General features: G+C 64.0%; 20 protein-coding genes. 6 read left to right on the forward strand and 14 right to left on the reverse strand.

The genetic code is table 11. The annotated features are described in order from the left end of the window. Window positions 1-17 precede the first annotated feature (17 nt). Window positions 18-1,055 (reverse strand): sulfonate ABC transporter substrate-binding protein, encoded by a 1,038-nt coding sequence (locus RN01_RS22085; RefSeq protein ID WP_024570887.1) that lies wholly within the window; start codon window positions 1,053-1,055, stop codon window positions 18-20. Window positions 1,056-1,309: 254 nt separating this feature from the next. After that, window positions 1,310-2,317: a sulfate ABC transporter substrate-binding protein gene (locus RN01_RS22090; RefSeq protein WP_008649171.1), complete on the reverse strand. Its 1,008-nt coding sequence runs from the start codon at window positions 2,315-2,317 to the stop codon at window positions 1,310-1,312. A 312-nt stretch (window positions 2,318-2,629) separates the two neighbouring features. Here RN01_RS22090 and serB point away from each other — a divergent pair, with 312 nt between their 5' ends. The 4 genes from serB to RN01_RS22110 all read left to right on the forward strand — a co-directional run bounded on the left by serB (window position 2,630) and on the right by RN01_RS22110 (window position 6,038). Next, a complete protein-coding gene (gene serB / locus RN01_RS22095) occupies window positions 2,630-3,484 on the forward strand; it encodes a phosphoserine phosphatase SerB (RefSeq protein WP_017515148.1) in 855 nt (284 codons plus the stop codon). Between the two features lie 316 nt (window positions 3,485-3,800). After that, a complete protein-coding gene (locus tag RN01_RS22100; RefSeq protein WP_024570888.1) occupies window positions 3,801-4,100 on the forward strand; it encodes a hypothetical protein in 300 nt (99 codons plus the stop codon). Then, entirely contained in the window at window positions 4,097-4,387 is a 291-nt protein-coding gene (locus tag RN01_RS22105; protein ID WP_017514063.1) for a hypothetical protein, read from the forward strand. Before RN01_RS22100 ends, RN01_RS22105 begins: the two co-directional genes overlap by 4 nt. Window positions 4,388-4,406: 19 nt before the next feature. Then, the gene (locus RN01_RS22110; protein ID WP_017514062.1) at window positions 4,407-6,038 is read left to right on the forward strand and encodes a PepSY domain-containing protein; all 1,632 of its coding nucleotides are present in this window, start codon (window positions 4,407-4,409) and stop codon (window positions 6,036-6,038) included. Window positions 6,039-6,062: 24 nt separating this feature from the next. On the opposite strand, the gene RN01_RS22115 is transcribed toward RN01_RS22110, so the two are convergent. The 9 genes from RN01_RS22115 to phaC all read right to left on the reverse strand — a co-directional run bounded on the left by RN01_RS22115 (window position 6,063) and on the right by phaC (window position 16,401). Continuing rightward, the gene (locus tag RN01_RS22115) at window positions 6,063-7,271 is read right to left on the reverse strand and encodes a cystathionine beta-lyase (RefSeq protein ID WP_024570889.1); all 1,209 of its coding nucleotides are present in this window, start codon (window positions 7,269-7,271) and stop codon (window positions 6,063-6,065) included. A gap of 120 nt (window positions 7,272-7,391) precedes the next feature. Next, window positions 7,392-7,973 (reverse strand): hypothetical protein, encoded by a 582-nt coding sequence (locus RN01_RS22120; RefSeq protein WP_051069021.1) that lies wholly within the window; start codon window positions 7,971-7,973, stop codon window positions 7,392-7,394. A 75-nt stretch (window positions 7,974-8,048) separates the two neighbouring features. Then, window positions 8,049-9,233, reverse strand: a complete 1,185-nt coding sequence (gene bktB, locus RN01_RS22125) for a beta-ketothiolase BktB (protein WP_017514060.1) — start codon at window positions 9,231-9,233, stop codon at window positions 8,049-8,051. Between the two features lie 99 nt (window positions 9,234-9,332). Continuing rightward, window positions 9,333-10,703 carry a 30S ribosomal protein S12 methylthiotransferase RimO gene (gene rimO / locus RN01_RS22130; protein ID WP_011516124.1) on the reverse strand — a complete coding sequence of 457 codons (1,371 nt, stop codon included), beginning with the start codon at window positions 10,701-10,703 and terminating at the stop codon, window positions 9,333-9,335. A gap of 185 nt (window positions 10,704-10,888) precedes the next feature. Beyond that, window positions 10,889-11,266, reverse strand: coding sequence for a hypothetical protein (locus RN01_RS22135; RefSeq protein WP_223277314.1), 378 nt, complete (start codon window positions 11,264-11,266; stop codon window positions 10,889-10,891). Window positions 11,267-11,458: 192 nt separating this feature from the next. After that, on the reverse strand, window positions 11,459-12,010 hold the full coding sequence (gene phaR, locus RN01_RS22140; RefSeq protein ID WP_011516122.1) for a polyhydroxyalkanoate synthesis repressor PhaR: 552 nt from the start codon (window positions 12,008-12,010) through the stop codon (window positions 11,459-11,461). A gap of 368 nt (window positions 12,011-12,378) precedes the next feature. Further along, entirely contained in the window at window positions 12,379-13,119 is a 741-nt protein-coding gene (locus RN01_RS22145) for a 3-ketoacyl-ACP reductase (protein WP_008646821.1), read from the reverse strand. 116 nt (window positions 13,120-13,235) lie between these two features. Then, complete coding sequence (locus tag RN01_RS22150; RefSeq protein WP_008646824.1) at window positions 13,236-14,417, reverse strand: acetyl-CoA C-acetyltransferase; 1,182 nt, start codon at window positions 14,415-14,417, stop codon at window positions 13,236-13,238. A gap of 76 nt (window positions 14,418-14,493) precedes the next feature. Continuing rightward, on the reverse strand, window positions 14,494-16,401 hold the full coding sequence (gene phaC / locus RN01_RS22155) for a class I poly(R)-hydroxyalkanoic acid synthase (RefSeq protein ID WP_017512836.1): 1,908 nt from the start codon (window positions 16,399-16,401) through the stop codon (window positions 14,494-14,496). Between the two features lie 328 nt (window positions 16,402-16,729). Between phaC and RN01_RS22160 the strand changes: the two genes are divergently transcribed. Further along, on the forward strand, window positions 16,730-16,957 hold the full coding sequence (locus RN01_RS22160; RefSeq protein WP_017512837.1) for a hypothetical protein: 228 nt from the start codon (window positions 16,730-16,732) through the stop codon (window positions 16,955-16,957). 25 nt (window positions 16,958-16,982) lie between these two features. Here RN01_RS22160 and pgeF read toward each other — a convergent pair whose 3' ends face one another. Next, window positions 16,983-17,774, reverse strand: coding sequence for a peptidoglycan editing factor PgeF (pgeF, locus tag RN01_RS22165; protein ID WP_024570891.1), 792 nt, complete (start codon window positions 17,772-17,774; stop codon window positions 16,983-16,985). Then, entirely contained in the window at window positions 17,761-18,972 is a 1,212-nt protein-coding gene (locus RN01_RS22170; RefSeq protein WP_017512839.1) for an RluA family pseudouridine synthase, read from the reverse strand. The genes pgeF and RN01_RS22170 overlap by 14 nt, the downstream gene beginning before the upstream one ends. 17 nt (window positions 18,973-18,989) lie before the next feature. On the opposite strand from RN01_RS22170, the gene RN01_RS22175 reads away from it, so the two are divergent. Further along, the gene (locus RN01_RS22175; protein WP_024570892.1) at window positions 18,990-19,820 is read left to right on the forward strand and encodes an outer membrane protein assembly factor BamD; all 831 of its coding nucleotides are present in this window, start codon (window positions 18,990-18,992) and stop codon (window positions 19,818-19,820) included. A 301-nt stretch (window positions 19,821-20,121) separates the two neighbouring features. On the opposite strand, the gene RN01_RS22180 is transcribed toward RN01_RS22175, so the two are convergent. Further along, window positions 20,122-22,269, reverse strand: coding sequence for an ATP-dependent DNA helicase (locus RN01_RS22180; RefSeq protein WP_223277344.1), 2,148 nt, complete (start codon window positions 22,267-22,269; stop codon window positions 20,122-20,124). Window positions 22,270-22,369: the final 100 nt, after the last annotated feature.

Consider the following 22,369-nt stretch of genomic DNA (forward strand, 5'->3'; position numbering starts at 1 on the left):
CTGCAGGTCAATGAGAATCAGCGCTGCGCCTGTTGCGTGGTGGGGGCTTGCCACGCAGCGTCTGCAACTCTGATCGGTTTGGGAATCAGCTTGAGTGTCTGGAACACATCTGCAATGCGCTGCTGCTCTGCCAGGACCTCGGGCGAGACCGGCTTCGCCCCGTACGAGAATCGCGACACGGCCAGATCGAGCACGCCGGGGTCGAGCGCAGTCTCCTTGACCAGCACAGCGGCAGCGTCCTTCGGATGCTTCTCGGCCCATTGGCCCAGTTGCGCGAGTTCATCGAGGATCGCGGTCACCACCTCGGGACGCGCTTGCGCGTAAGGGCGCGACGCCAGATAGAACTGGTGGTTGCTGACCACGTTCTTGCCATCCGCGCCACGGCCATCGACCAGCACACGGGCATCGAGCTGCTTCTGGGCAGCGGCGAGAAACGGGTCCCAGATCACCCAGGCATCGACGGCGCCTCGCTCGAAGGCGGCACGCGCATCGGCGGGCGGCAGGTAAACGGGCTGGATCTCGCCATAGGCCACCCCGGCTTTCTCCAACTGGCGCACCAGCAGGTAGTGCACGTTCGAGCCCTTGTTCAGCGCCACGCGCTTGCCACGCAGATCGGCCACGCTCTTGATCGTGGAGTTCTTCGGCACGACGATGGCCTCCGCCGTGGGCGCGGGCGGCTCATTGCCGATGTAGGCCAGTTGCGCGCCGGCGGCCTGGGCAAAGATGGGCGGCGCTTCGCCGACCGTGCCGAAATCGATCGCGCCCACGTTGAGCCCCTCCAGCAACTGTGGGCCAGCCGGGAACTCGGTCCATTTGACCGTGATACCTTGCGGCGCCAGGCGCTTTTCCAACGTACCGCGCGCCTTGAGCAGCGTCAGCGTGCCGTACTTCTGATAGCCGATGCGCAGCAGTTTGGGATTGACGGTCTGGGACTGGGCCTTGACCGGCCCGGCAAACAGCACATAGGAAAGGCCGGTGGCAACCACCAGCGCACCGGTCAGCAGACGGCGGCGCAGCGAGTTGTGGAAAAGAGAGATGCGGATGGGCGATGACATACGGGTGTCCTTGCGTTCTGAGTTCTGCGTTCTGATTTCTGAAGTTCTTGGGTCCTGTCGTTGTTGCCCGAATCGGCGGGCAACACCCCTCCCTGCCGGCTTCACGAGCGGCAAGGCAGACGGGATGGATCGGGAATCAGGTCAGGCGGGACATCGCCGCGTGGCGATGCGGGATGAAATCTTGAGAACTGCGGACATCTTCGGGCTCCTTCAACTGGCACGCCGGGGCAGCGTGGCTGCCCCGGCCGCGCGTGTTACCGCTTGCCAGGCTGATAGACCTGGTCGAATGAACCGCCATCGGCAAAGTGGGCTTTCTGAGCCTTGGCCCAGCCACCAAACACTTCGTCGATCGTGAACAGCTTCACCTTCGGAAAATTCGCCGCGTACTTGGCGGCCACCTTCTCCGAGATCGGACGGTAGTAGTTCTTGGCGGCGATTTCCTGACCTTCCTCGGTGTAGAGGAACTGCAGGTAGGCTTCGGCGGCCTTGCGGGTGCCCTTCTTGTCGACGACCTTGTCGACCACGGCCACCGGCGGTTCGGCCAGGATCGAGACCGATGGTGCGACGATGTCGAACTTGTCCGGACCCAGTTCCTTGATGGCCAGGATCGCCTCGTTTTCCCAGGCAATCAGCACATCGCCGAGACCGCGTTCGACGAAGGTCGTGGTGGCGCCACGTGCGCCCGAATCGAGCACCGGCACATTCTTGAGCAGCGCGCCGACGAATTCCTTGGCCTTGGCCTCATTGCCGCCCGGCTGGCGCAGCGCATAGCCCCACGCGGCCAGGTAATTCCAGCGCGCGCCGCCCGACGTCTTCGGGTTCGGCGTGATCACCTGCACGCCGGGCTTGATCAGGTCGTTCCAGTCCTTGATCTGCTTCGGATTGCCCTTGCGCACCAGAAACACGATCGTCGACGTGTACGGCGATGCGTTGTGCGGCAGGCGTTTCTGCCAGTCGGGCTTGATCAGGCCCTTGTCGGCAATGGCGTCGATGTCGTAGCCGAGCGCCAGCGTGACCACGTCGGCATCCAGCCCATCAATCACGGAGCGGGCCTGCTTGCCCGAGCCACCATGCGACTGGCGGATCGTCACGGCGTCACCGGACTGCGCCTTGTAGGCCTTGGCGAACGCGGCGTTCACATCCACGTAGAGTTCCCGCGTGGGGTCGTACGAGACATTGAGCAGGTTGGTGTTGGCCGAGGCGGTCTGTGCGGCGCCGAGTACCGAAAGAACGGCGAGGCCGATGGCCAGTTTGCGAATCATCTGTATTGCTCCCGTCAGGTGTCGTGAAGTGGCGCGTTGGCAATCTTGCGCCCTGCTGTTTTGGGCCCCACGCGGCAGCACGGGGCTTGTGTCAGGGAGAAAGGCTACCGACGCGCCTATCTGAACGGAACGAATGGTTTCGCCGATCCATGCACGAAATCCGCATAAGATCGGACGGCAATATCGACATATCCGCGCAAGGCGGAAGCAGGAAGGAAGGCTTGGTTACAATACCGCCTTTCCCGCGCGCTTCCGCTCGCCCTCTCAACTCCTGCGACCCCTGCGACGCCCGCATCGCCTGCCTACCCCGCCATGCCGCTGATTCTCCAGAGCCTGTCCCCGCTCGCCAATGCCGACCTCGACACCCTTCGCACCGTTGCCGGCGCCTCCGCCTTCGAGCGCCGCGCCGACAACGTGGCCGCCGCGGACGATTGCGCGCCGCTGACGCCCGCGCTGCGCGAAGCACTCGACGCGGCGTGCGCGCCACGTGGCATCGACTGGGCCGTGGTGCCGGGTGGACGCAAGCTGTCGGACTTCCGCCTGGTGGCGATGGACATGGACTCGACGCTGATCACGATCGAGTGCATCGACGAGATCGCCGATTTCTGCGGCCTCAAGGCCGAGGTATCGGCCATCACTGAAGCCGCGATGCGCGGTGAGATCACCGATTTCAACGAAAGCCTGCGCCGCCGCGTGGCGCTGCTCAAGGGCCTGGACGCCAGCGTGCTGGATCGCGTGTACGACGAACGGCTGCGCCTGTCACCCGGCGCCGAGAACATGCTGCAGACCATCCAGGCGCTGGGCTTGCGCACGCTGCTGGTTTCCGGGGGCTTCGTCCACTTCACCGACAAGCTCAAGCCGCGCCTGAAGCTGGACTTCACCCGCGCCAACACGCTCGAGATCGTCGACGGCAAGCTGACGGGCAACGTGGTGGGCGAGATCGTGAACGCCGACGTCAAGGCGCGCACGGTGCGCGAGGTGTGCGAACAGATCGGCGCCGATCCGTCGCAGGCGATCGTGATGGGTGACGGCTCGAACGACCTGAAGATGATGGCCGTAGCCGGCCTTTCCGTGGCATTCCGCGCCAAGCCCGTGGTGCGCGCGCAGGCCAGCGTGGCGTTCAACCATGTCGGCTTGGATGGCCTGCTGAATCTGTTCCCGCATTAAGAGGCCGTTTCAAAATGAAGCGAAGCGGTTCTGGCTAGACGCGGGGCCGCAGACAGTACAAGTAGTACGGCAAGGCCCCGCAACGACGCCAGAATCTTTTTGAAACGGCTTCTAAGTCCCCGCCTTCCGGTGTCCGGCTGCTGGTGCCGGACACCATCCGCAGCACCACTCCCTGTCGTCCCCAAGCCTCGCCGCATCGCTGGCGTCGAGCGCCTCTTCAGCCACCCCGCCAACCCATCCACGCATTGCCACGCTTGATCAATTAAATACGAATCATTATTATTTCGTTCTCTGTCGATCCGCAAAAGCTCAATTCATGCAGGTGTTGGCCGTACTTCTCGCTTTGGCAGGCGCCGCCTGCCTCTATCTGGCCGCGCCCAACCAGGTTCTCACCCGCGCTGCGCCGATCCGCCCGCACCTGTCCTGCTGGCTCGGCCTGGGGCTGACGCTCGCCAGCGCGTGGACGATGAGCGTGCCGGAAGGCTGGCCGGTAGCCATCGCCAGCACACTGGTCACCATGACTTGCTGCCTGTCCGTCTGGCCGTTCATCGGCACGTGGATGCAGAAGCGGCGCTCCGCCACGCGCCTCACCGTCGCGGAAAGGAACACGCCATGATGGGAACCCGATGGCTTGCAGGGTCGCTGCTGGGCCTGCCGCTGGCAATCGCACTGTGCACGCTTGGCATTCTCTGGCTGCCCGGTGGCTGGGAAAGCGGCGTGGTGGTGGCCATCATGCTCGGTTTCGTGCTCTGGGTGGCGATCATCTGCCTGAGCCTGCTGTTCGCATCGAGCCGCTCGGCGTGGCTCTGGCTGCTTGGCGCCAACCTGATCTGCTACGGCGTGCTCTGGGGCGTGCGGGTGATGCACCTCATGCCGCCTGCCTCCCCGCTTTCGGGCGCCTGAGACTCTCCGGGACATCCGCATGAAACCCAACACCCTGCGTGTATTCAACACGCTCCATACCTGGGTCGGCCTGATGGCAGGCTGGGCGCTGTTCATAGCGTTCTTCGCCGGGGCGATCACAGTCTTCCACCATGAACTGCACGTGTGGCAGAACCCTGCCCGGCTGGAAGGCCGACACACCACGGAGGTCCAGGTCGACGGCCCTGCCGTTGATGCCTTCGTGCAGCAACTCATCGCCGCGCACCCTGATGCCGCCAACAGTGTCTATGTTGGCCTGCCGAGCAAGGAGGAGCCAGACTTCAACGCGTACTGGCAGGACAAGACCGGCGCCTGGCAGACGATGAACGGCACGCGCCTGAACGGCGATGCCACCGCGCGGAACGATACCTCGCTCGACCATGCAACCGGCGAACTCTCGGCATTCCTGAACGCCCTGCATTACTCGCTCGGCCTGGGCATGAACGGCATGTACTTCATGGGCGTGATCTCGATCCTGTACGGCCTGGCGCTGGTATCCGGTGTGCTGTTACATCTGCCGCGTCTGAAGAAGGATCTCTTCGCGGTGCGCCCGGGACGCAACCTCAAGCGCTTCTGGATGGACACGCACAATGTGCTCGGGCTGTTCAGCCTGCCGTTCCACCTGATATTCGCAATCACCGGCGCATTCTTCTGCCTGTCACTGATTATGGTGATGGTCTTCAACGTGCTGACGTTCGACGGCAAGCTGATGGAGGTAGTACCACGCGTCACGGGCGCCACGCCCGAGGTGACCGCCGCAGGCCGCCCCTCCCCCACGATGCCGGCGGCGCAACTGCTGGCAATTGCGCGCGAACACGGTGGCGACCGGTTCACGCCGGAAGCCATCCGCTTCCAGCACTACGGTGACGCGAACGCGCTGGCCGAAGTCCGCGGGGACAGCACCCGGGCGCTCGGCAACGGCGGATCGGTGGGCATTCACGCCGCGGCAGCCGAGCCCGAGGCGGGCAAGCTGATCGCCAACCAGACCGCCGGCGCGCGCGACACGAACCATATGGTCTACAGCGCGATGTTCGCGCTGCACTACGGCACGTATGGCGACCTGGCCATGCGGATCGTCTATCTGCTGGCGGGGCTGGCGGGTGCGTTCCTGTTCTACTCGGGCAATCTGCTGTGGATCGAAACACGCCGCAAAACGCGGCAGGCCGAACAGCCTCGCGTGCATCGACTGCTCGCCCAGGCGACGGTTGGGGTGTGCATCGGCACCTGTATCGGCGTTGCGCTGTGCTTCACCGCTGCGCTGCTTTGGCCGGAGCAGGCCGTTAGCCACGTGTTCTGGCCCACATTCATCGCATCCGTGGGCTGGGCTCTGATTCGCCATCCCGCACGCGCGGCCGTGGAACTGCTGTGGATCGCGGCGATCGCCACGCTCGGTGTGCCGCTGTCGAATGCCATCCTGACCGGCGATCACTTTATCGTTGCGGCACTCAACGGCCGCTGGGCCGTGGCGGGCTTCGACATTGGCGCGATCGCGCTGGCAGCCGGATATGTCGCGCTGGCCCGCGCCACACTACGCCGCGCCCGTGGCGGGCCGGCGGAATCGGTATGGGCGCTGCGTAGCGCATCGCCCAATACCCAACAGACAGAAGAACCCGCGGCGCTCGAACGCGTCTAGCGCGTCCGGGCGCGTCCTGGCTCGTCAGCGCAGCTGAGACTCCAGCGCCTGCTTCAGATCGGCGATCAGGTCGCGGGTGTCTTCCAGACCGATATACAGCCGCACCAGTTCGCCGGCGTTCTCCCATCCAGCCGGCGGCCACGTGCCAGCCGGCCGCATTGTGTCGACGTGATAGGGCACAGCCAGACTGTGCGCACCGCCCCACGACCAGCCAATCGCGAACAGCTTTAGCGCCTCGACGAACGCATCGACCTGCTCGCGCGTATAGCGGCTGTGCAGAATGATCGAGAACAGACCACTCGCGCCGCTGAAATCCCGTAGCCATTCGGCATGGCCGGGGCAATCGGGCAATGCCGGATGCAGCACGCGCGCGACCTCCGGACGTTTCGTCAGCCATTCGGCCACCTCGCGCGCTGCGCGGTCGTGAGCGGCCAGGCGCACCGGCATGCTCGCCAGCCCGCGCAGGACCAGGTAGCAATCGTCGGCGGAGACACCCCAGCCCATCAGCATGCGGGTGCGCTTGAGGCGGTCGTGGAGATGGTCATCCCGCGTGATCACGGCGCCCATCAGTACATCGCTGCCACCGGATTGGTACTTGGTCAGCGCCTGCACGGAGATATCGATGCCCTTCTCGAACGGCCGATAGTAGACGCCGGCAGACCAGGTGTTGTCGATCGCGGTCAGCACACCACGTGCCTTCGCGGCGGCCACGATCGCCTCGGTGTCGGGCACTTCCATCGTGACCGAGCCCGGCGATTCCATCCAGATCAGACGCGTGTTCGGCTGGATCATCGAGGCGATTCCAGCGCCGACCGACGGATGATACGGGCGCACGGTGATGCCGAACTCCCGCGCCATCCAGTCGCCATGATCGCGATTGGGCCCGTAGACGTTTTCCGGAACGAGGACATCGTCACCGGTACGCAGCAGGCCGAAATAGACCAGCGAAATGGCGCCCAGGCCCGACGGGAACAGCAGCGTGTGACGGCCACCTTCGATCTGCGCCAGTTGCTGGCAAAGCGCCTCGCTGGTCGGCGTGGCGTGCAGGCCATAGCGCCAGTAGGTCTTGCTGCGGTCGCCATAGGCGCGCAGTTCGGCAAGGTTGCGGAAGACGACAGTGGAGCCGCGGTAGGTCGGCGTGGAGAACGAATCGAAGCCCGGCGCGATGTCCAGTTCTGGCTGGACGGCAATGGTCTTGATGTAACGGGACGAGTCGGAAGCGGACACGGCGATTTCCCTGGAGGAGTCGAATCAGGCGTTCGAGCTTACCAGCAAATGCCAGTCAGGCCACGTGCGAGGCCGGCGAAAACACGTCAGGTCAGGAGGGACGGACTAGCCGAGCCCGATGGGGATTCAGCGAGGCTTCTCGGTCGAGATCGATGACTTGGGCGGAGGTGGGGCGTACGTCGCGCCGCTGCCCTGGCGGCTATCGAATGGTGGGATCACCTGGGAGCCGCCAAGCGGCCGGATAACAAACGGCAGGATGATCGCGGGGTTGAACGCATCGGTCCAGGTACCGCGCACCACGCCCTGCTGGTCGATCTGCCCTTCCCAATTGCCGGATACGCGCGTGCCGTCGTCCGACTCTTCCATCAGGAAGCTGCCATCCTCCCATTCGCCGGAGAGCAGCCGCACGCTCTTGCCATCCCCGATCGAATATTCGCCTTGGAGGCTGTCCCGTGTGTCGGTCTTCGGGGCTACCCGCAACCGCACCGGCTTGTCGCCGAGCGTGCCGGTATAGACCGGATACTTCGCGTACTCGGGGCGCGGTGACAATGGGCCCGCCGAGCCGGTGGACAGCGAGTTGCCCCGCTTGGCCTCACCGGCACGAATGGCGTCATTGATACCGAGCCCACCGCCCCGCTCGTCCGTCGCCTGCCCCGTCGATACAGCGGTTCCGTCGGCCGCGCGCGCCGCAATTGGGAGAGACAGCATCGCGACGGCCAACAGGCAAAGCAAAACGGGGCGGGACAAGACGGTCTTCCTCGGGCAGATTGACTGCCCGCGACTTTAAACGCGCTCGAAGATCGCGGCAATGCCCTGGCCACCACCGATGCACATCGTCACCAGCGCGTAGCGACCCTGTACACGTTGCAGCTCGTACAACGCCTTGACCGTGATGAGCGCACCGGTGGCGCCGATCGGGTGGCCGAGCGAGATACCGGAGCCATTGGGGTTGACCTTCGCCGGGTCGAGACCCAAAGCCTTGGTCACCGCGCAGGCCTGCGCCGCGAATGCCTCGTTGGCCTCGATCACATCGAGATCCTTGACCGTCAGGCCGGCACGTTCCAGCGCGATCTTCGTAGCCGGCACCGGACCGATGCCCATCGTCTTGGGATCGACACCGGCGTGGCCGTAGGACACCAGGCGAGCCAGCGGCTTCAGGCCGCGGCGCTCGGCCTCGGCACGCTCCATCAGCACCACGGCGGCGGCGGCGTCGTTCAGGCCCGAGGCGTTGCCGGCCGTGACCGTGCCATTCTCCTTGACGAACACCGGCTTGAGCTTGGTCATGTCGTCCATCGTCGCGTCGTGACGCACGTGCTCATCGGTATCGAATACTACGTCGCCCTTGCGCGATTTCAGCGTAACCGGAACGATCTGATCCTTGAAGTAGCCTGCCTTGATGGCGGCGGAAGCACGACGATGCGATTCGAGCGCGGCTTCGTCCTGCTGCTGGCGCGAAATGTCATATTCCTTGGCGACGTTTTCCGCCGTCACGCCCATGTGGATCGTGTGGAACGGATCGTGCAGTGCACCAAGCATCATGTCGACCAGCTTGGCATCGCCCATGCGCGCACCCCAGCGGGCCATCGGCGCCAGGTACGGCGCGCGGCTCATGCTTTCCGCGCCGCCGCCGATTGCCACGTCGGCATCGCCCAGCAGAATCGTCTGGGCTGCGCTGACGATTGCCTGTAGGCCGGAGCCGCACAGGCGATTGACGGTCAGTGCCGGCGCGTTGGTCGACACACCACCATTCACAGCCGCCACGCGGCCCAGATACATGTCCTTCGGCTCGGTCTGGATCACGTTGCCGAACACCACATGACCCACGTCATCGCCCGAAACGCCGGCGCGGGCCAGTGCTTCGCGCACGACCAGAGCGCCCATATCCGTCGGGGCCTGATCCTTCAGGCTGCCGCCGAAGGTACCGATTGCGGTGCGCACACCGCTGACAACCACCACTTCACGTGCCATGTCTTGTCTCCATGCGTTCATGTTGCGCCGCACAGTATAGACCCGACCCCGGGAAAACGAACGACCGTACTTTTACCTAATTGTATGCACAAGTACGGCTTACGCCACCTCACCCCAAAGATCGTGACCATCGGCGCCGGTAATCTTCACATTGACGAAGTCGCCCGTCTTGTAGCGCTGCGAAGCCTTGGCCGCCGGATCGATATAGACCAGACCGTCGATTTCCGGCGCATCCGCCGACGACCGGCCGATACCACCATCCTGATTGACCTCGTCCACCAGCACGCGCAGCGTCTGGCCGACCTTGCGCTGCAGACGGCGGGCGGAGACCTCCTCGGCTACTTCCATAAAGCGGGCACGTCGCTCTTCGCGCACTTCGTCCGGCAACGCACCGGGCAGGTCGTTGGCCGTGGCGCCTTCCACCGGGGAATAGGCAAAGCAGCCCACCCGGTCAAGCTCGGCTTCGGCGATGAAATCGAGCAGCGTCTGGAATTCTTCCTCGGTCTCACCGGGGAAACCGGCGATGAACGTGCTACGAATCGTCAGGTCCGGGCAGACTTCGCGCCACGCGCGGATGCGGTCGAGTGTCTTCTCGGCATTCGCCGGGCGCTTCATGCGCTTGAGCACATCCGGATGCGCGTGCTGCAGCGGCACATCGAGGTATGGCAGCACGTTGCCCTGGTTCATCAGCGGGATGATCTCGTCGACGTGCGGATACGGGTAGACGTAGTGCAGGCGAACCCATGCGCCATACTGGCTCGCCAGCTCGCCGAGCGCGGCCACCAGCTCCGTCATGCGAGTCTTGAGCGGGCGCCCATTCCAGAAACCGGTGCGATATTTGACGTCCACGCCATAAGCGCTGGTGTCCTGCGAGATGACCAGCAGTTCCTTGACGCCCGCCTTGAACAGGTTTTCGGCCTCGAGCATGACTTCAGCCACGGGGCGCGAGACGAGGTCGCCACGCATCGACGGGATGATGCAGAACGAGCAGCGATGGTTGCAGCCTTCCGAAATCTTCAGGTAGGCATAGTGCTTCGGCGTCAGCTTGATACCGGCCGCCGGCACCAGGTCCGTGAACGGGTCATGCGGCTTCGGCAGGTGCGTATGCACCGCCTGCATCACCTCGCCCAGCGCGTGCGGGCCGGTCACAGCCAACACCTTCGGGTGCACGGCACTCACGATGTCGTGCCCGGCGGCATCCTTCTTGGCACCCAGGCAGCCGGTCACGATCACCTTGCCGTTCTCCGTCAGTGCCTCGCCGATCGCGTCCAGGCTCTCCTGCACGGCCTCGTCAATGAAGCCGCACGTATTGACGACCACAAGGTCGGCGCCGTCATAGGTGCCGCTGATCGAGTATCCCTCGGCACGTAGCTGGGTAATGATCTGCTCGGAGTCCACCAGGGCCTTGGGGCAGCCGAGTGAAACAAAGCCGACTTTGGGCGGATTGGACAAGTTGGTATCAGACGACATGGGGCACCGCAAATAGGGGGATTCGGGGCGCATCCGACCGTCCCCGGTGGCGCGCCGCTCTGGGCCAAGGGCATCCGGCGAGCCTGCCGGGCGCCGTCATTGCCATGAAAGGCCGTGATTTTACCCTGAGCAAGCGATATTGGCGCGCCTGCCCTTGGCGGGCTTCGTTCTGTGCCCGGGGCGCATCACGTTCCAAGAAGACTGACGGCCCGGGCAAGAATCGGCCTCCAGCCGAGCGCCAGGCCCAACACGACCCCGCCGCCACCGGTTGCCCAGAACACCCGTTTGACGCGGTCTTTCATAACGGAGAGCTTGTCCTCGGTCGACTGGATGCGCACGGATAGATCTGACTCCACTTTATCGACCTTCGCAGTGAGACGAGCCTCGAACTGGTCCATCGCATGAATGATCCGCGATTCGGACTCCCGCATCTGGGTTTCTTGTTGCCGAAGCTGTTCCGCCATGGCCTGCTGGCCTGCCGTGAGCGAACCAATGTCGCGCTGTACCTGGCCGAGCTGGGTGTAGAGGTCGAGTACGAACGGTTGAAATTTGTCGATTTCCATCGGGCGACGAGGAGAGGATGCCTGAACAGGACCCCTGAACAAACAGGGCATGGCCAATTGCACCATGCCCTCTCGCCCGATTCGACGCGTCAAAGAGAATGACGCACGGATATGGGAATTTGCCACGCTTTCACAACAGTCCGTGGTGGTGACACCACTGCACGGCTGTTGCGCGGCGAAAACCGAACCTGCTTACTTCTTGTCCGGCTGGTTGAACGGGAACGTGCCGAACATCGACTTGGCCTGGTTCTGCATCTGCTCCTGCATCTGCACGAACAGGTTTTTGCTCTGTTCGATGTAGTTGCTCATCATGCCCTGCATCATCGGCCCCTGCAGGTTCATGAACTGCGACCACATGTCCGGGCTGAATGGCTCACCCGAGTAAAGACCCTTGGAATTCTCGGCCAGCTTGCTCTGGATGTCGATGAAGGCCTGGATGTTCTTTTCCAGGTAGGTGCCCATCATGCCCTGCATCGCATGGCCGTAGAAGCGGATGATCTGCGAGAGCATCGCGCTCGAGAACATTGGCACGCCGCCGGTTTCCTCTTCCAGGATGATTTGCAGCAGGATGCTGCGCGTGAGTTCTTCGCCCGACTTGGCGTCGACGACCTTGAACTCCTCGCTGTCCATGACCAGCTGTTTCACATCCGCGAGCGTGATGTAGGTACTGGTCTGCGTGTCGTAGAGCCGGCGATTGGGATACTTCTTGATCAGTCGCTCTGCGCCTTTTTTGCTCGTGGCCATCGGTGCTCTATCCTTGTGTCGTCGCTGATGCCGTTGTCCGGCATCGCTGCTGCGCCATCGCTCGGTACTGCTGCACCGCGTGCGATGCAGTGCGCAAGAACAACCGGACCGGACACAGCCGAAAGGCTCCACAGTGGTGCCGGTTGCGCTATTGCCCTGATTCTATGCTCAACAAGGCACTAAGAAAAGACGGCAAGGTTTAAGGAAAACCCGCAGCAAAACAGCGTGGAAAGATGACAAACGGGCAATGAACGCGCACGAATGCGCGGCATCGCCCGCCAGAAACGCCAGCCGGAGCCCGGCCGGGTCATGCTTGTGCACTGCGCTGGATGCGCCGCATCAACGGCGACATCCGGCGCGCGCGCCGGTCAGCCCATGTGCAGGCCGCCATTCAGCGAGAAGTCGGCACCGGTGGAGAAACCCGACTCGTCCGACGACAGCCACGCGCAGATCGAGGCGATTTCTTCGGGCGTGCCCAGACGCTTGACCGGAATCGTGCCGACGATCTTGTCGAGCACATCCTGGCGAATCGACTTGACCATGTCCGTGGCGATGTAGCCCGGCGACACCGTGTTCACGGTCACGCCCTTGGTGGCCACTTCCTGCGCCAGCGCCATCGTGAAGCCGTGCAGGCCTGCCTTGGCGGTCGAGTAGTTGGTCTGACCGAACTGACCCTTCTGGCCGTTCACCGACGAGATATTGACGATGCGACCCCAGCCGCGGTCAGCCATGCCGTCGATGACCTGCTTGGTCACGTTAAACAGCGACGTCAGATTCGTGTCGATCACCGCATCCCAGTCCGCGCGGGTCATCTTGCGGAACACCACGTCGCGCGTGATGCCGGCGTTGTTGATCAGCACATCGACCTCGCCCACTTCGGACTTGACCTTGTCGAAGGCTGCCTTGGTGGAGTCCCAGTCGGCGACGTTGCCTTCGGACGCCACGAATTCAAACCCGAGCGCGCGTTGCTGTTCGAGCCACTTCTCACGACGCGGCGAATTCGGGCCGCAGCCCGCCACCACCTTGTAACCATCCCGCGCCAGTCGCTGGCAAATCGCGGTCCCGATGCCGCCCATGCCGCCGGTCACATATGCAATGCGCTGAGTCATATCCACTCCTAGTTGGCTCGCCCGATCGTGTCGAAGCTTTGGTCTTTCTTATTCACGCCGGCCGCATCCGTCCTGGACGCACACGGCCGGCACACCCCTCAATGCAATTGCGATGCTTAATTCCGCTCGACTGCGAGCGCCACGCCCATGCCACCACCGATGCACAGCGAGGCCAGGCCCTTCTTGGCATCGCGGCGCTTCATTTCGTGCAGCAGCGTGACCAGGATGCGGCAGCCTGACGCGCCGATCGGGTGGCCGATGGCGATCGCGCCGCCGTTCACGTTGATCTTCGACTGATCCCAGCCCATTTGCTGATGCACGGCCAGTGCCTGAGCGGCAAAGGCCTCGTTGATTTCCATCAGGTCCAGGTCCTTGACCTCCCAGCCGGCACGCGACAGGCAGCGCTTGCTGGCAGGCACCGGGCCCATGCCCATCACGGCCGGGTCCACGCCGGCGTTGGCGTACGCCTTGATGGTCGCCAGCGGGGTCAGGCCCAGTTCGCGCGCCTTGGCAGCCGACATCACGACCACAGCGGCGGCGCCGTCATTCAGGCCCGATGCGTTTGCGGCCGTCACCGTGCCGCTCTTGTCGAAGGCCGGTTTCAGGCTAGCCATGCTTTCCAGCGTGGCGCCCTGACGCACGTACTCGTCGGTCTTGAACGCAACCGGATCGCCCTTGCGTTGCGGAATCAGGACCGGAACGATTTCCTCGTCGAACTTGCCGGCTTTCTGGGCAGCTTCGGCCTTGTTCTGGGAGCCCACGGCGAACTCGTCCTGGGCCTGGCGGGTGATGCCGTATTCCTTGGCCACGTTCTCGGCCGTGATACCCATGTGGTACTGGTTGTACACATCCCACAGGCCGTCAACGATCATCGAATCGACCAGCTTGGTGTCGCCCATGCGGAAGCCATCGCGCGAACCCGGCAGCACGTGCGGTGCGGCGCTCATGTTCTCCATGCCGCCGGCCACGACGATCTCGGCCTCGCCAGCCACAATCGCGTTGGCGGCCAGCATCACGGCCTTCAGGCCCGAACCGCACACCTTGTTGATGGTCATGGCCGGCACCATGTCGGGCAGGCCCGCCTTGCGCGAAGCCTGGCGTGCCGGGTTCTGGCCCGAGGCGGCCGTCAGCACCTGGCCCATGATCACTTCGCTCACCTGGTCCGGCTTCACGCCGGCACGCTCCAGCGCGGCCTTGATCACGATGGCGCCCAACTCCGGCGCGGGAATCTTCGCGAGCGAACCGCCGAACTTGCCGACTGCGGTACGGGCTGCGGAAACGATGACGATATCGGTCATTTGATGTCCTTTCGAGAAAACGAATGCGGAACGGTTCGAAATCCGGGCCGGCGTCGCGGGCCGGCCCTCATGAAGCTCAGGCGCGCTGTTTGACGTAGCGCCCTGGCGCGGGTTCAATCGCCCGGTAGTGGTCATTGCCGTAATCGGCTGGCGCGGCACGCTTCTGACCCGCCTGCTTGCCCAGCCATGTCACCCAGTCCGGCCACCAGCTTCCCGGATGCTCCTGCGCGCCGGCCAGCCAATCATGGGCCGATTCCGACAGTTTGTCATTGGTCCAATGACTGCGCTTCTTCTTGACCGGCGGGTTGATGACGCCCGCGATATGGCCGGAGGCACCCAGCACGAAACGCAACTTGTTCCGCAGCAGCGCCGTGGAAGCGTAGGCCGCGGCCCAGGGCACGATGTGGTCTTCGCGCGACCCGTAGATGTACGTTGGCACGTCGATCGCTCCGAAGTCCACCGGCGCATTGCATACCGTGAGCTTGCCCGGCACCTTCAGCTCGTCCTGCAGATACGTATGGCGCAGGTACCAGCAGTACCACGGGCCCGGAAGATTGGTGGCGTCGCCATTCCAGAACAACAGGTCGAACGGAACCGGCGTGTTGCCCTTGAGATAGTTGTCGACCACGTAGTTCCAGACCAGGTCGTTCGGACGAAGGAACGAGAACGTATTGGCCAGTTCCACGCCGCGCAGCAGCCCGCACGGCGCGCCGCCGGCCCCGCCCAGCGTGGCCTCGCGCAGTTGCACGTGCGCTTCGTCGACGAAGACGTCGAGGATGCCCGTATCGGCGAAATCCAGCAGCGTGGTCAGCAACGTCAGGCTGGCTGCCGGACGCTCGCCACGCGCGGCCAGCACGGAAAGCGCCGTCGAGACGATCGTGCCGCCGACGCAGAAGCCCAGCACGTTGATCTTGTCCTGTCCGCTGATATCGCGCGTCACTTCGATCGCGCGGATCGCCGCGTGCTCGATGTACTCATCCCAGGTGCGCTCGGCCATCGACGCATCGGGGTTTCGCCACGACACCAGGAAGACAGTATTCCCCTGCTCCACGGCATGTCGCACAAGCGAGCTCTCGGGTTGCAGATCCAGAATGTAGAACTTGTTGATGCACGGCGGCACCATCAGCAGCGGCCGCTCGTAGACCTTGTCGGTCAGAGGCTTGTACTGCAGAAGCTGGAAATACTCGTTCTCGTAGACCACAGCGCCTTCGGTCACAGCCATATTGCGGCCGACCTCGAACGCTGTTTCATCGGTCTGCGAGATCTTGCCCCTGGCCAGATCCTCCAGCATATTGCGCACGCCCTTGCGCAGTGACTCACCACCGGATTCGATCAGGCGCTGTTGCGCGTCAGGGTTTGTCGCCAGGAAGTTGGCCGGCGACATGGCATCCACCCATTGCGATACCGCGAAGCGGATGCGCTGACGAACCTTGGGATCCGCCTCGACCGCCTCGGCCAGTTCGGTCATGGCGCGGGCCGTCAGCAGGTAAAAGGCTGCGGTATAGCGATACGGGGCATTGTTGCGCCATGCCGGGCTGGCGAAACGCTTGTCGGACAAGCGCTGGCTGGCTGAATCGGCATTGGCCGCGCCGTTGGGCGCAGGCGCGCTGGCTGCCACGGCGCCCTCGCCCATTTCGCGCCAGAGTTCGGCGAAATCCCTGAAAAAGCGTTCCTGGATACGGGCAAGCTGCGCGGGCGCGATCTTCACGCCGCCGGCGCCATTTACGCCGTTCGCACCTTGCGTGGCGGCACCCTGGAAAGCGTTCTGGAAGGCCTGGACGAATGCCTCGCCGCCCGGGAATCCACCCGGAAACGCGCCGGCCATGCCGGCCGGGAAACCAGACGGCATATCGCCGTTGGCCTCGGGTACCCATTGACGGGACCACTCCAGCCAGGTGGCTGGATCAAATGGCCCCGGCACGAACTGAAACGGTTGGGACTTGCCTTCCTTATCGGAAGCTGCCGCACCTTTGCCGGTCGCCATAATGTATTCGTCTCTCTGCCGTCGTATTGGTTGACGGGCTCGGGGTGACTGTCTCCCGACCCGCCCCTGATCCGGGTTGCGTCTGACACTGCTGCAGAACGACCTCGGATGCCCTGCGTCATACGCTATGCTAGCCGGCGAAACCCTAGAGTAATTCCTCGGTTTCGATACATTTAAAGGCATTGTTGCCTCGCAATGTAGACGCTGTCAATGCGGAAATCCGCACGACAGGTAACTCCCTGGCCGCAAAATCCCGACCTACCGGACGGTAGGCCTGGCGCGGCGTGCCAGGCAGCATGAACTCATACACGAAAGAGATGAAAGTCTGATGTATATCGTGGCAATTGGCTGGCTCTACGTCGTCCTGATGATGTCGATTACCGAGACCAACGCGGTGGCTGGCGTGGCCACCTTTCTGTTTTACGGACTGGCTCCGGTCTCGATCGTGATGTACATCATGGGGACGCCGGGCCGGCGCAGGCGGCGAAAAGCGCGTGAAGCCGGCGAAGCCGCCGCGGCAAAGACGGCGGAATCCGAGTCGAAAGCCGGCCAGTAGACGGTGCCACGGCCGGCGGCGGCTGTCAGCGTTCCAGCCAGACGAGCGTGGCCATGCGGCCAGTCGTGCGATCCCTGCGGTAGGAGAAAAAGCGATCGGCGTCGGTAACGGTACAGACATCCCCGCCATGAATCCGCACGCAACCCGCGCGTGCCAACCGGATGCGGGCCAACGCATAAATATCGGCCCAGTACTTGCCCGGCGCGCCCGGGAGAAACGCTGCCTCGACCCCTGCGCGCTCGTCGTCGCGCGCGCGCTCGATGAAGGCGGCACGGACCTCGGCACCTACCTCGAATGCCGTCGGCCCGATGGCCGGGCCAAGCCATGCAAGCCAGGTTGGATCGGGGCCGGCATGTGGTGCCATGCGTGCCAGCGTGGCCTCGATGACCCCATCACAGAGCCCTCTCCAGCCCGCATGTGCCGCGCCAACGACCGTGCCCGCCGCATCGCAGAGCAGCACTGGCAGGCAATCGGCCGTCATGATCGCGCAGACGTGGCCTGACTCGGTGGCGATGCTCGCGTCCGCCTGCGGCACACCATCCGTGACGCCGTCGGCCGTGACCACGCCACAGCCATGCACCTGGTCGAGCCAGCGCGGCATAGCCGGCAGATGTTCCGCCAAGCGCTGCCGATTCTCGGACACGGCGACCGGGTCATCACCGACATGCGTGCCGAGATTCAGACCACCGGTCGATCCATCGGCCAGGCCGTAGGGGCTTTCACTGACACCACCATGGCGCGTGGTCGACAATGCGCGCACCCACGCTGGCGCGGGCCAGTCGGGCACGATCCAGGCCGGGCGATCATTCGTCGTCATGGTCGTCGTGGTCGTCGTGGTCGCCTTGGTCATCGTCGTCCCCTTCGTACCAGTCGTCTTCCTCTTCATCGTCCTGCGCATGCCCCTCGAAGTCGAGGGCATCGATCAAGGCCTGGAGGTCTTCGGGCGGCTCGGCTTCCCACGACATCTTGCGGCCAGTGGCCGGATGCACGAGCCCCAGCCGGTAGGCATGGAGCGCCTGGCGCGTGAACGGGACAGGCAGCGGCACACGGATCGCGGGGCGCTGCCCGCGTTGCGTGGCCTTGTGATAGACGGGATCGCCCACCAGCGGATGGCCGATCGACTCGAAATGCACGCGGATCTGGTGCGTCCGACCGGTCTCGAGCTGGCACATCACCATCGACACCTTACCCCGGCCCAGCGGCACCGTGCCAAGGGTCTCGAAGTGCGTGCGCGACGGTTTGCCGCTGTTCGTATGCACGATCGCCATGCGCGTGCGCTCGCGAGGGTCCCGGCCGATCGGTGCATCGATCGTGCCGTCATCGGGGGTCTCGCCCCAGACCAGCGCGAGATAGGTCCGCTTGACCGTGCGCGCGGCGAGCTGTCGCACCAGATCCGTCTGGGCGACCAGCGTCCGTGCCACCACCATCAGGCCGGAGGTTTCCTTGTCCAGCCGGTGGACAATCCCCGCGCGGGGCAGCCTTGCCGCAGACGGGTCGCGATGCAGCAGCCCGTTCAGCACGGTGCCGCTCCAGTTGCCGGCGGCGGGGTGGACGACAAGTCCGGCGGGCTTGTTGATGACCAACATGGCATCATCCTCGTACACGACGTCGAGGGGCACGTCTTCCGCCGTGAATGCCATGGACTCCGGGGCGGCCTGCGGCTGGACCTCGATCTTCTGGCCCATCTGGACCGATGCCTTGGCACGGCTTGGCTCGCCATCGACCCGTACGGCGCCATCCTCGATCCATTGCTGGATACGGCTACGCGAAAACTCGCTGAAGTGCCGCGCGAGCAGCTTGTCGAGGCGCTCGCCGTGAGACGCGCTATCGACTTCCATGTACAGTGGCACAAAATCCGACGCGGCCGGCGGCGAGACCGGCACATCGTCGTTGAACTCACCGAGGTCGCCAAACTCCTCCGTATCGACGTCCGCTACGGCGGTGGATTCGGTGTGGCGCTCCGGCCCGGTTTCGGGCTTGGGGCTTCGGCTATAATGCTTGGCGCTATTTTTCATCCGGGAACAGGTTGCCCATGCAATTGCAGAGCATGAGACGCGCTAATTGGCGCGCGAGATTTGGAGCGATTTTGCTTGCAGGCGGCTGCGTCATGCTGTCCGCGTGCGGCCTGCTGGGCGACCAGCCGGACGAAACGGCTGGCTGGTCAGCGAACAAATTATATTCTGAAGCCAAGGATGCCCTGGATGGCGGCGACTACACGCGCGCCGTCAAGCTCTACGAGAAGCTCGAGGGCCGCTATCCATTTGGCCGTTACGCCCAGCAGGCGCAGATCGATACGGCCTACGCCAACTACAAGGATGGCGAGACCGCTGCCGCGCTGGCTGCCGTCGACCGCTTCATCCAGTTGCACCCGAGTCACCCGAATATCGATTACGCCTACTACCTCAAGGGGCTGATCAACTTCAACGACAACCTGGGCTGGCTGGGCCGGTTCTCCGGCCAGGATCTGAGCGAACGTGATCCGAAGGCGGCGCGAGCAGCCTATGACGCGTTCCAGATCCTGATCACCCGCTACCCGGACAGCAAGTACACGCCCGACGCGACGCTGCGCATGCAGTACATCGTCAACTCGCTGGCCCAGCACGAAGTTCACGCGGCGCGCTACTACTATCGCCGGGGCGCCTACCTGGCTGCGGTCAACCGCGCGCAGCAGGCGCTGAAGGACTACGACGGCGCGCCGGCCAACGAGGAAGCGCTGTATATCATGGTCCGCTCGTATGATGCGCTGGGCATGAAGGATCTGCGCGACGATGCCGCCCGCGTGATGGAACGCAACTATCCGAACAGCGACTACATCAAGTATGGGCAGCGCCGCAAGGACAAGTCCTGGTGGGAAGTGTTCTGAGGTTGCCGAACCTGTCCGCATTGGACATTTCGATGCAAGCAACAAAAAAACCGCACGCGATCCGTGCGGTTTTTTTTGACCTGACGCCAGACCTTGGGCTCATGAACACGCCCCCCTTCTCGGCACGATAACCATCGTACGTGCCGTAGGCCGCGTCATGGCGACCAAGCCGCTTGGATGCGCTGGCTGCGGTCACTCGGAATCTCATAGCCGCTGCCGATCGAGTAAGTCTGGTGCGGAAAGACCAGCCCCGGCGGGCTGACGCTACGAACTCGTGGTTGCCCGGTACAAACTGGGACAGCTACTCCGAATCCGTGTCGGACTCGGACGCCGGCGCCTCACCTCGCCCCAACCCTTCCAGGAACCGAATGACGGTGTCGGCTTCACGCGTGCGCGTGAACGGCGGAAGACTCTGCCAGATCTGCCGGCCATATGGCTTTTCCACGAGCCGGGTATCGCAAATCGCCAGCACGCCCCGATCGGTCTCAGACCGGATCAGTCGGCCGGCACCCTGCTTCAGCGTGATCACCGCATGCGGAAGCTGGTGAACCGCGAACGGGCTGAGCCCCTTCTTCTGCAGTACCTCCATGCGCGCTGCCAGCACTGGATCATCGGGTGGTGCGAACGGCAGCTTGTCGATGATGACCAGCGACAGCGCCTCGCCACGGACATCAACGCCTTCCCAGAAACTCTGGCTGCCCACCAGTACGGCGTTGCCAAGCTCGCGGAAGCGGTCGAGCAATTCGGTACGGCTCGCCTGGCCCTGCACGAGCAGCGGCAGGTTGATACCGCGCTCCGCGAACAGGTCATAGAGCATGTCCGACGCCTTCTGCACCGCCCGCAACGTGGTGCAAAGCAGGAACGTGCGGCCACCTGCCGCCTCGATCAACGGCAGCGCCCGCTCCACCACCGCCTCGGTAAATTGAGGCGATTGCGGCGGTGGCATATCCCGGGGCACATACAGCAGCCCCTGTTTCGCATAGTCGAACGGGCTAGGCAGTGTCAAAGATCGGTCGCGATCCAGCCCAAGCTGCGCGGCGTAATGGGTGAAGTTGCCCTTCACGGACAGCGTGGCAGAGGTGAAGACCCACGCGCGTGGTTGGCCTGCGCGTTGCCGGCTGAAGATCGGCGCGATCGACAACGGCGTCCGATGCAACTGCACCGTGTGCGAGAACACTTCCACCCAGCGTACGGTTTCGGGGCCAAGCTGGGCAGGTTGGACAGGCTGGGAAGTCTGGAAGGACTGGGAAGTCTGGTCGCCTTCCGCATCGTCGGCCGGCTCGGCCGCAGGCACGGGGGATGCGGCAATCCGGTCGTCGCGCCATGCCGCCAGCCGCTGGGCGAGTTCGAGCGCGCGGCGATGGCACTGTTCAAGCTCCTCGGCACGCTCGGCCTGCGATTCCAGTGCCTCGACAAAGTCGGACAGCGCCGTGTCGAGCGCGTCGAGCGTTTCGTGAAACGGCTCGCGAATGCGCGGGTCGGCGTCGATCTGCCCCAGCGCAAGGCGGGCGTTCTCCCTGCCGAAGGCCAGGCGCAGATCGCGGGCAGCCCGCTCGAGCGGTGCCCCAAGCGCGACCCAGTCCACCGCATCGCGCGCGTGCGACAGCCCTTCGGCCACGGTATCGCGGGCCAACTCGAGCAGTTGGCTCGTCGACAACGTTTCGCCGAAGAACAATGTCGCCGTCTCGGGCAACTGGTGCGCTTCGTCGAAGATCACGGTGTTGGCGGCGGGTAGCAATTCGGCCATGCCGGTATCGCGCAGCACAACGTCGGCAAAGAACAAGTGATGGTTGACGACCACGAGGTCGGCCTGCTGCGCCTCCTTGCGGGCGCGCATCACGAAGCATTCCTTGTAGTTCGGACATTCGCTGCCCAGGCAGTTGTCCCGCGTGGAGGTCACGAGTTGCCACACTGGCGCGTTCTCGGGCACTTCGGCCAGCTCGGCCTTGTCCCCGGACGTCGTGGTCTTGGCGAATCGGCTGATCTCGCGCAACCAGGCCGCATCCTGCTTCGACGCCAGCCGGCCGTTGGCCTGTGCCCGCTCCAGGTGATAGTGGCAAACGTAGTTGGCCCGCCCCTTGAGCAGGGAGACCGAGATCGGCACGTTCAGCGCATGGCGTACCGTCGGAATGTCGCGGAGGTAAAGCTGGTCCTGCAGGTTCTTGGTACCGGTCGAAAGGATGACCTTCCCGCCCCAGAGCATGGCCGGCACCAGATAGGCGTACGTCTTGCCCGTACCCGTGCCAGCCTCGACGATCACCGTGTCGTTGTCGGCGATCGCATTGGCCACGGCCTCGGACATCTTCTCCTGCGCCGCGCGCGGCCGGTAGCCGGGGATCGCACTGGCCAGCGTGCCGGTTTCGGCAAAGATCGTAGCGAGTTGCGAAGACCTTAGCGCGGCCTGGTCGGCTGCCGCCGCGGCAACGGCGTTCGCGAGCGACTCCGGCATGTCGGCGGCTCCGGCCACATCGGGGCCGTCGGATAAGGATGTGTCTTCGATCGGTTCGGACAAGTTGGAACTTCCTGAGGCGTGGCGCGATTGGTCGCGC

Origin of the sequence: Cupriavidus sp. SHE (genome assembly GCF_000812445.1) — a bacterium.
GTDB lineage: Bacteria > Pseudomonadota > Gammaproteobacteria > Burkholderiales > Burkholderiaceae > Cupriavidus > Cupriavidus metallidurans.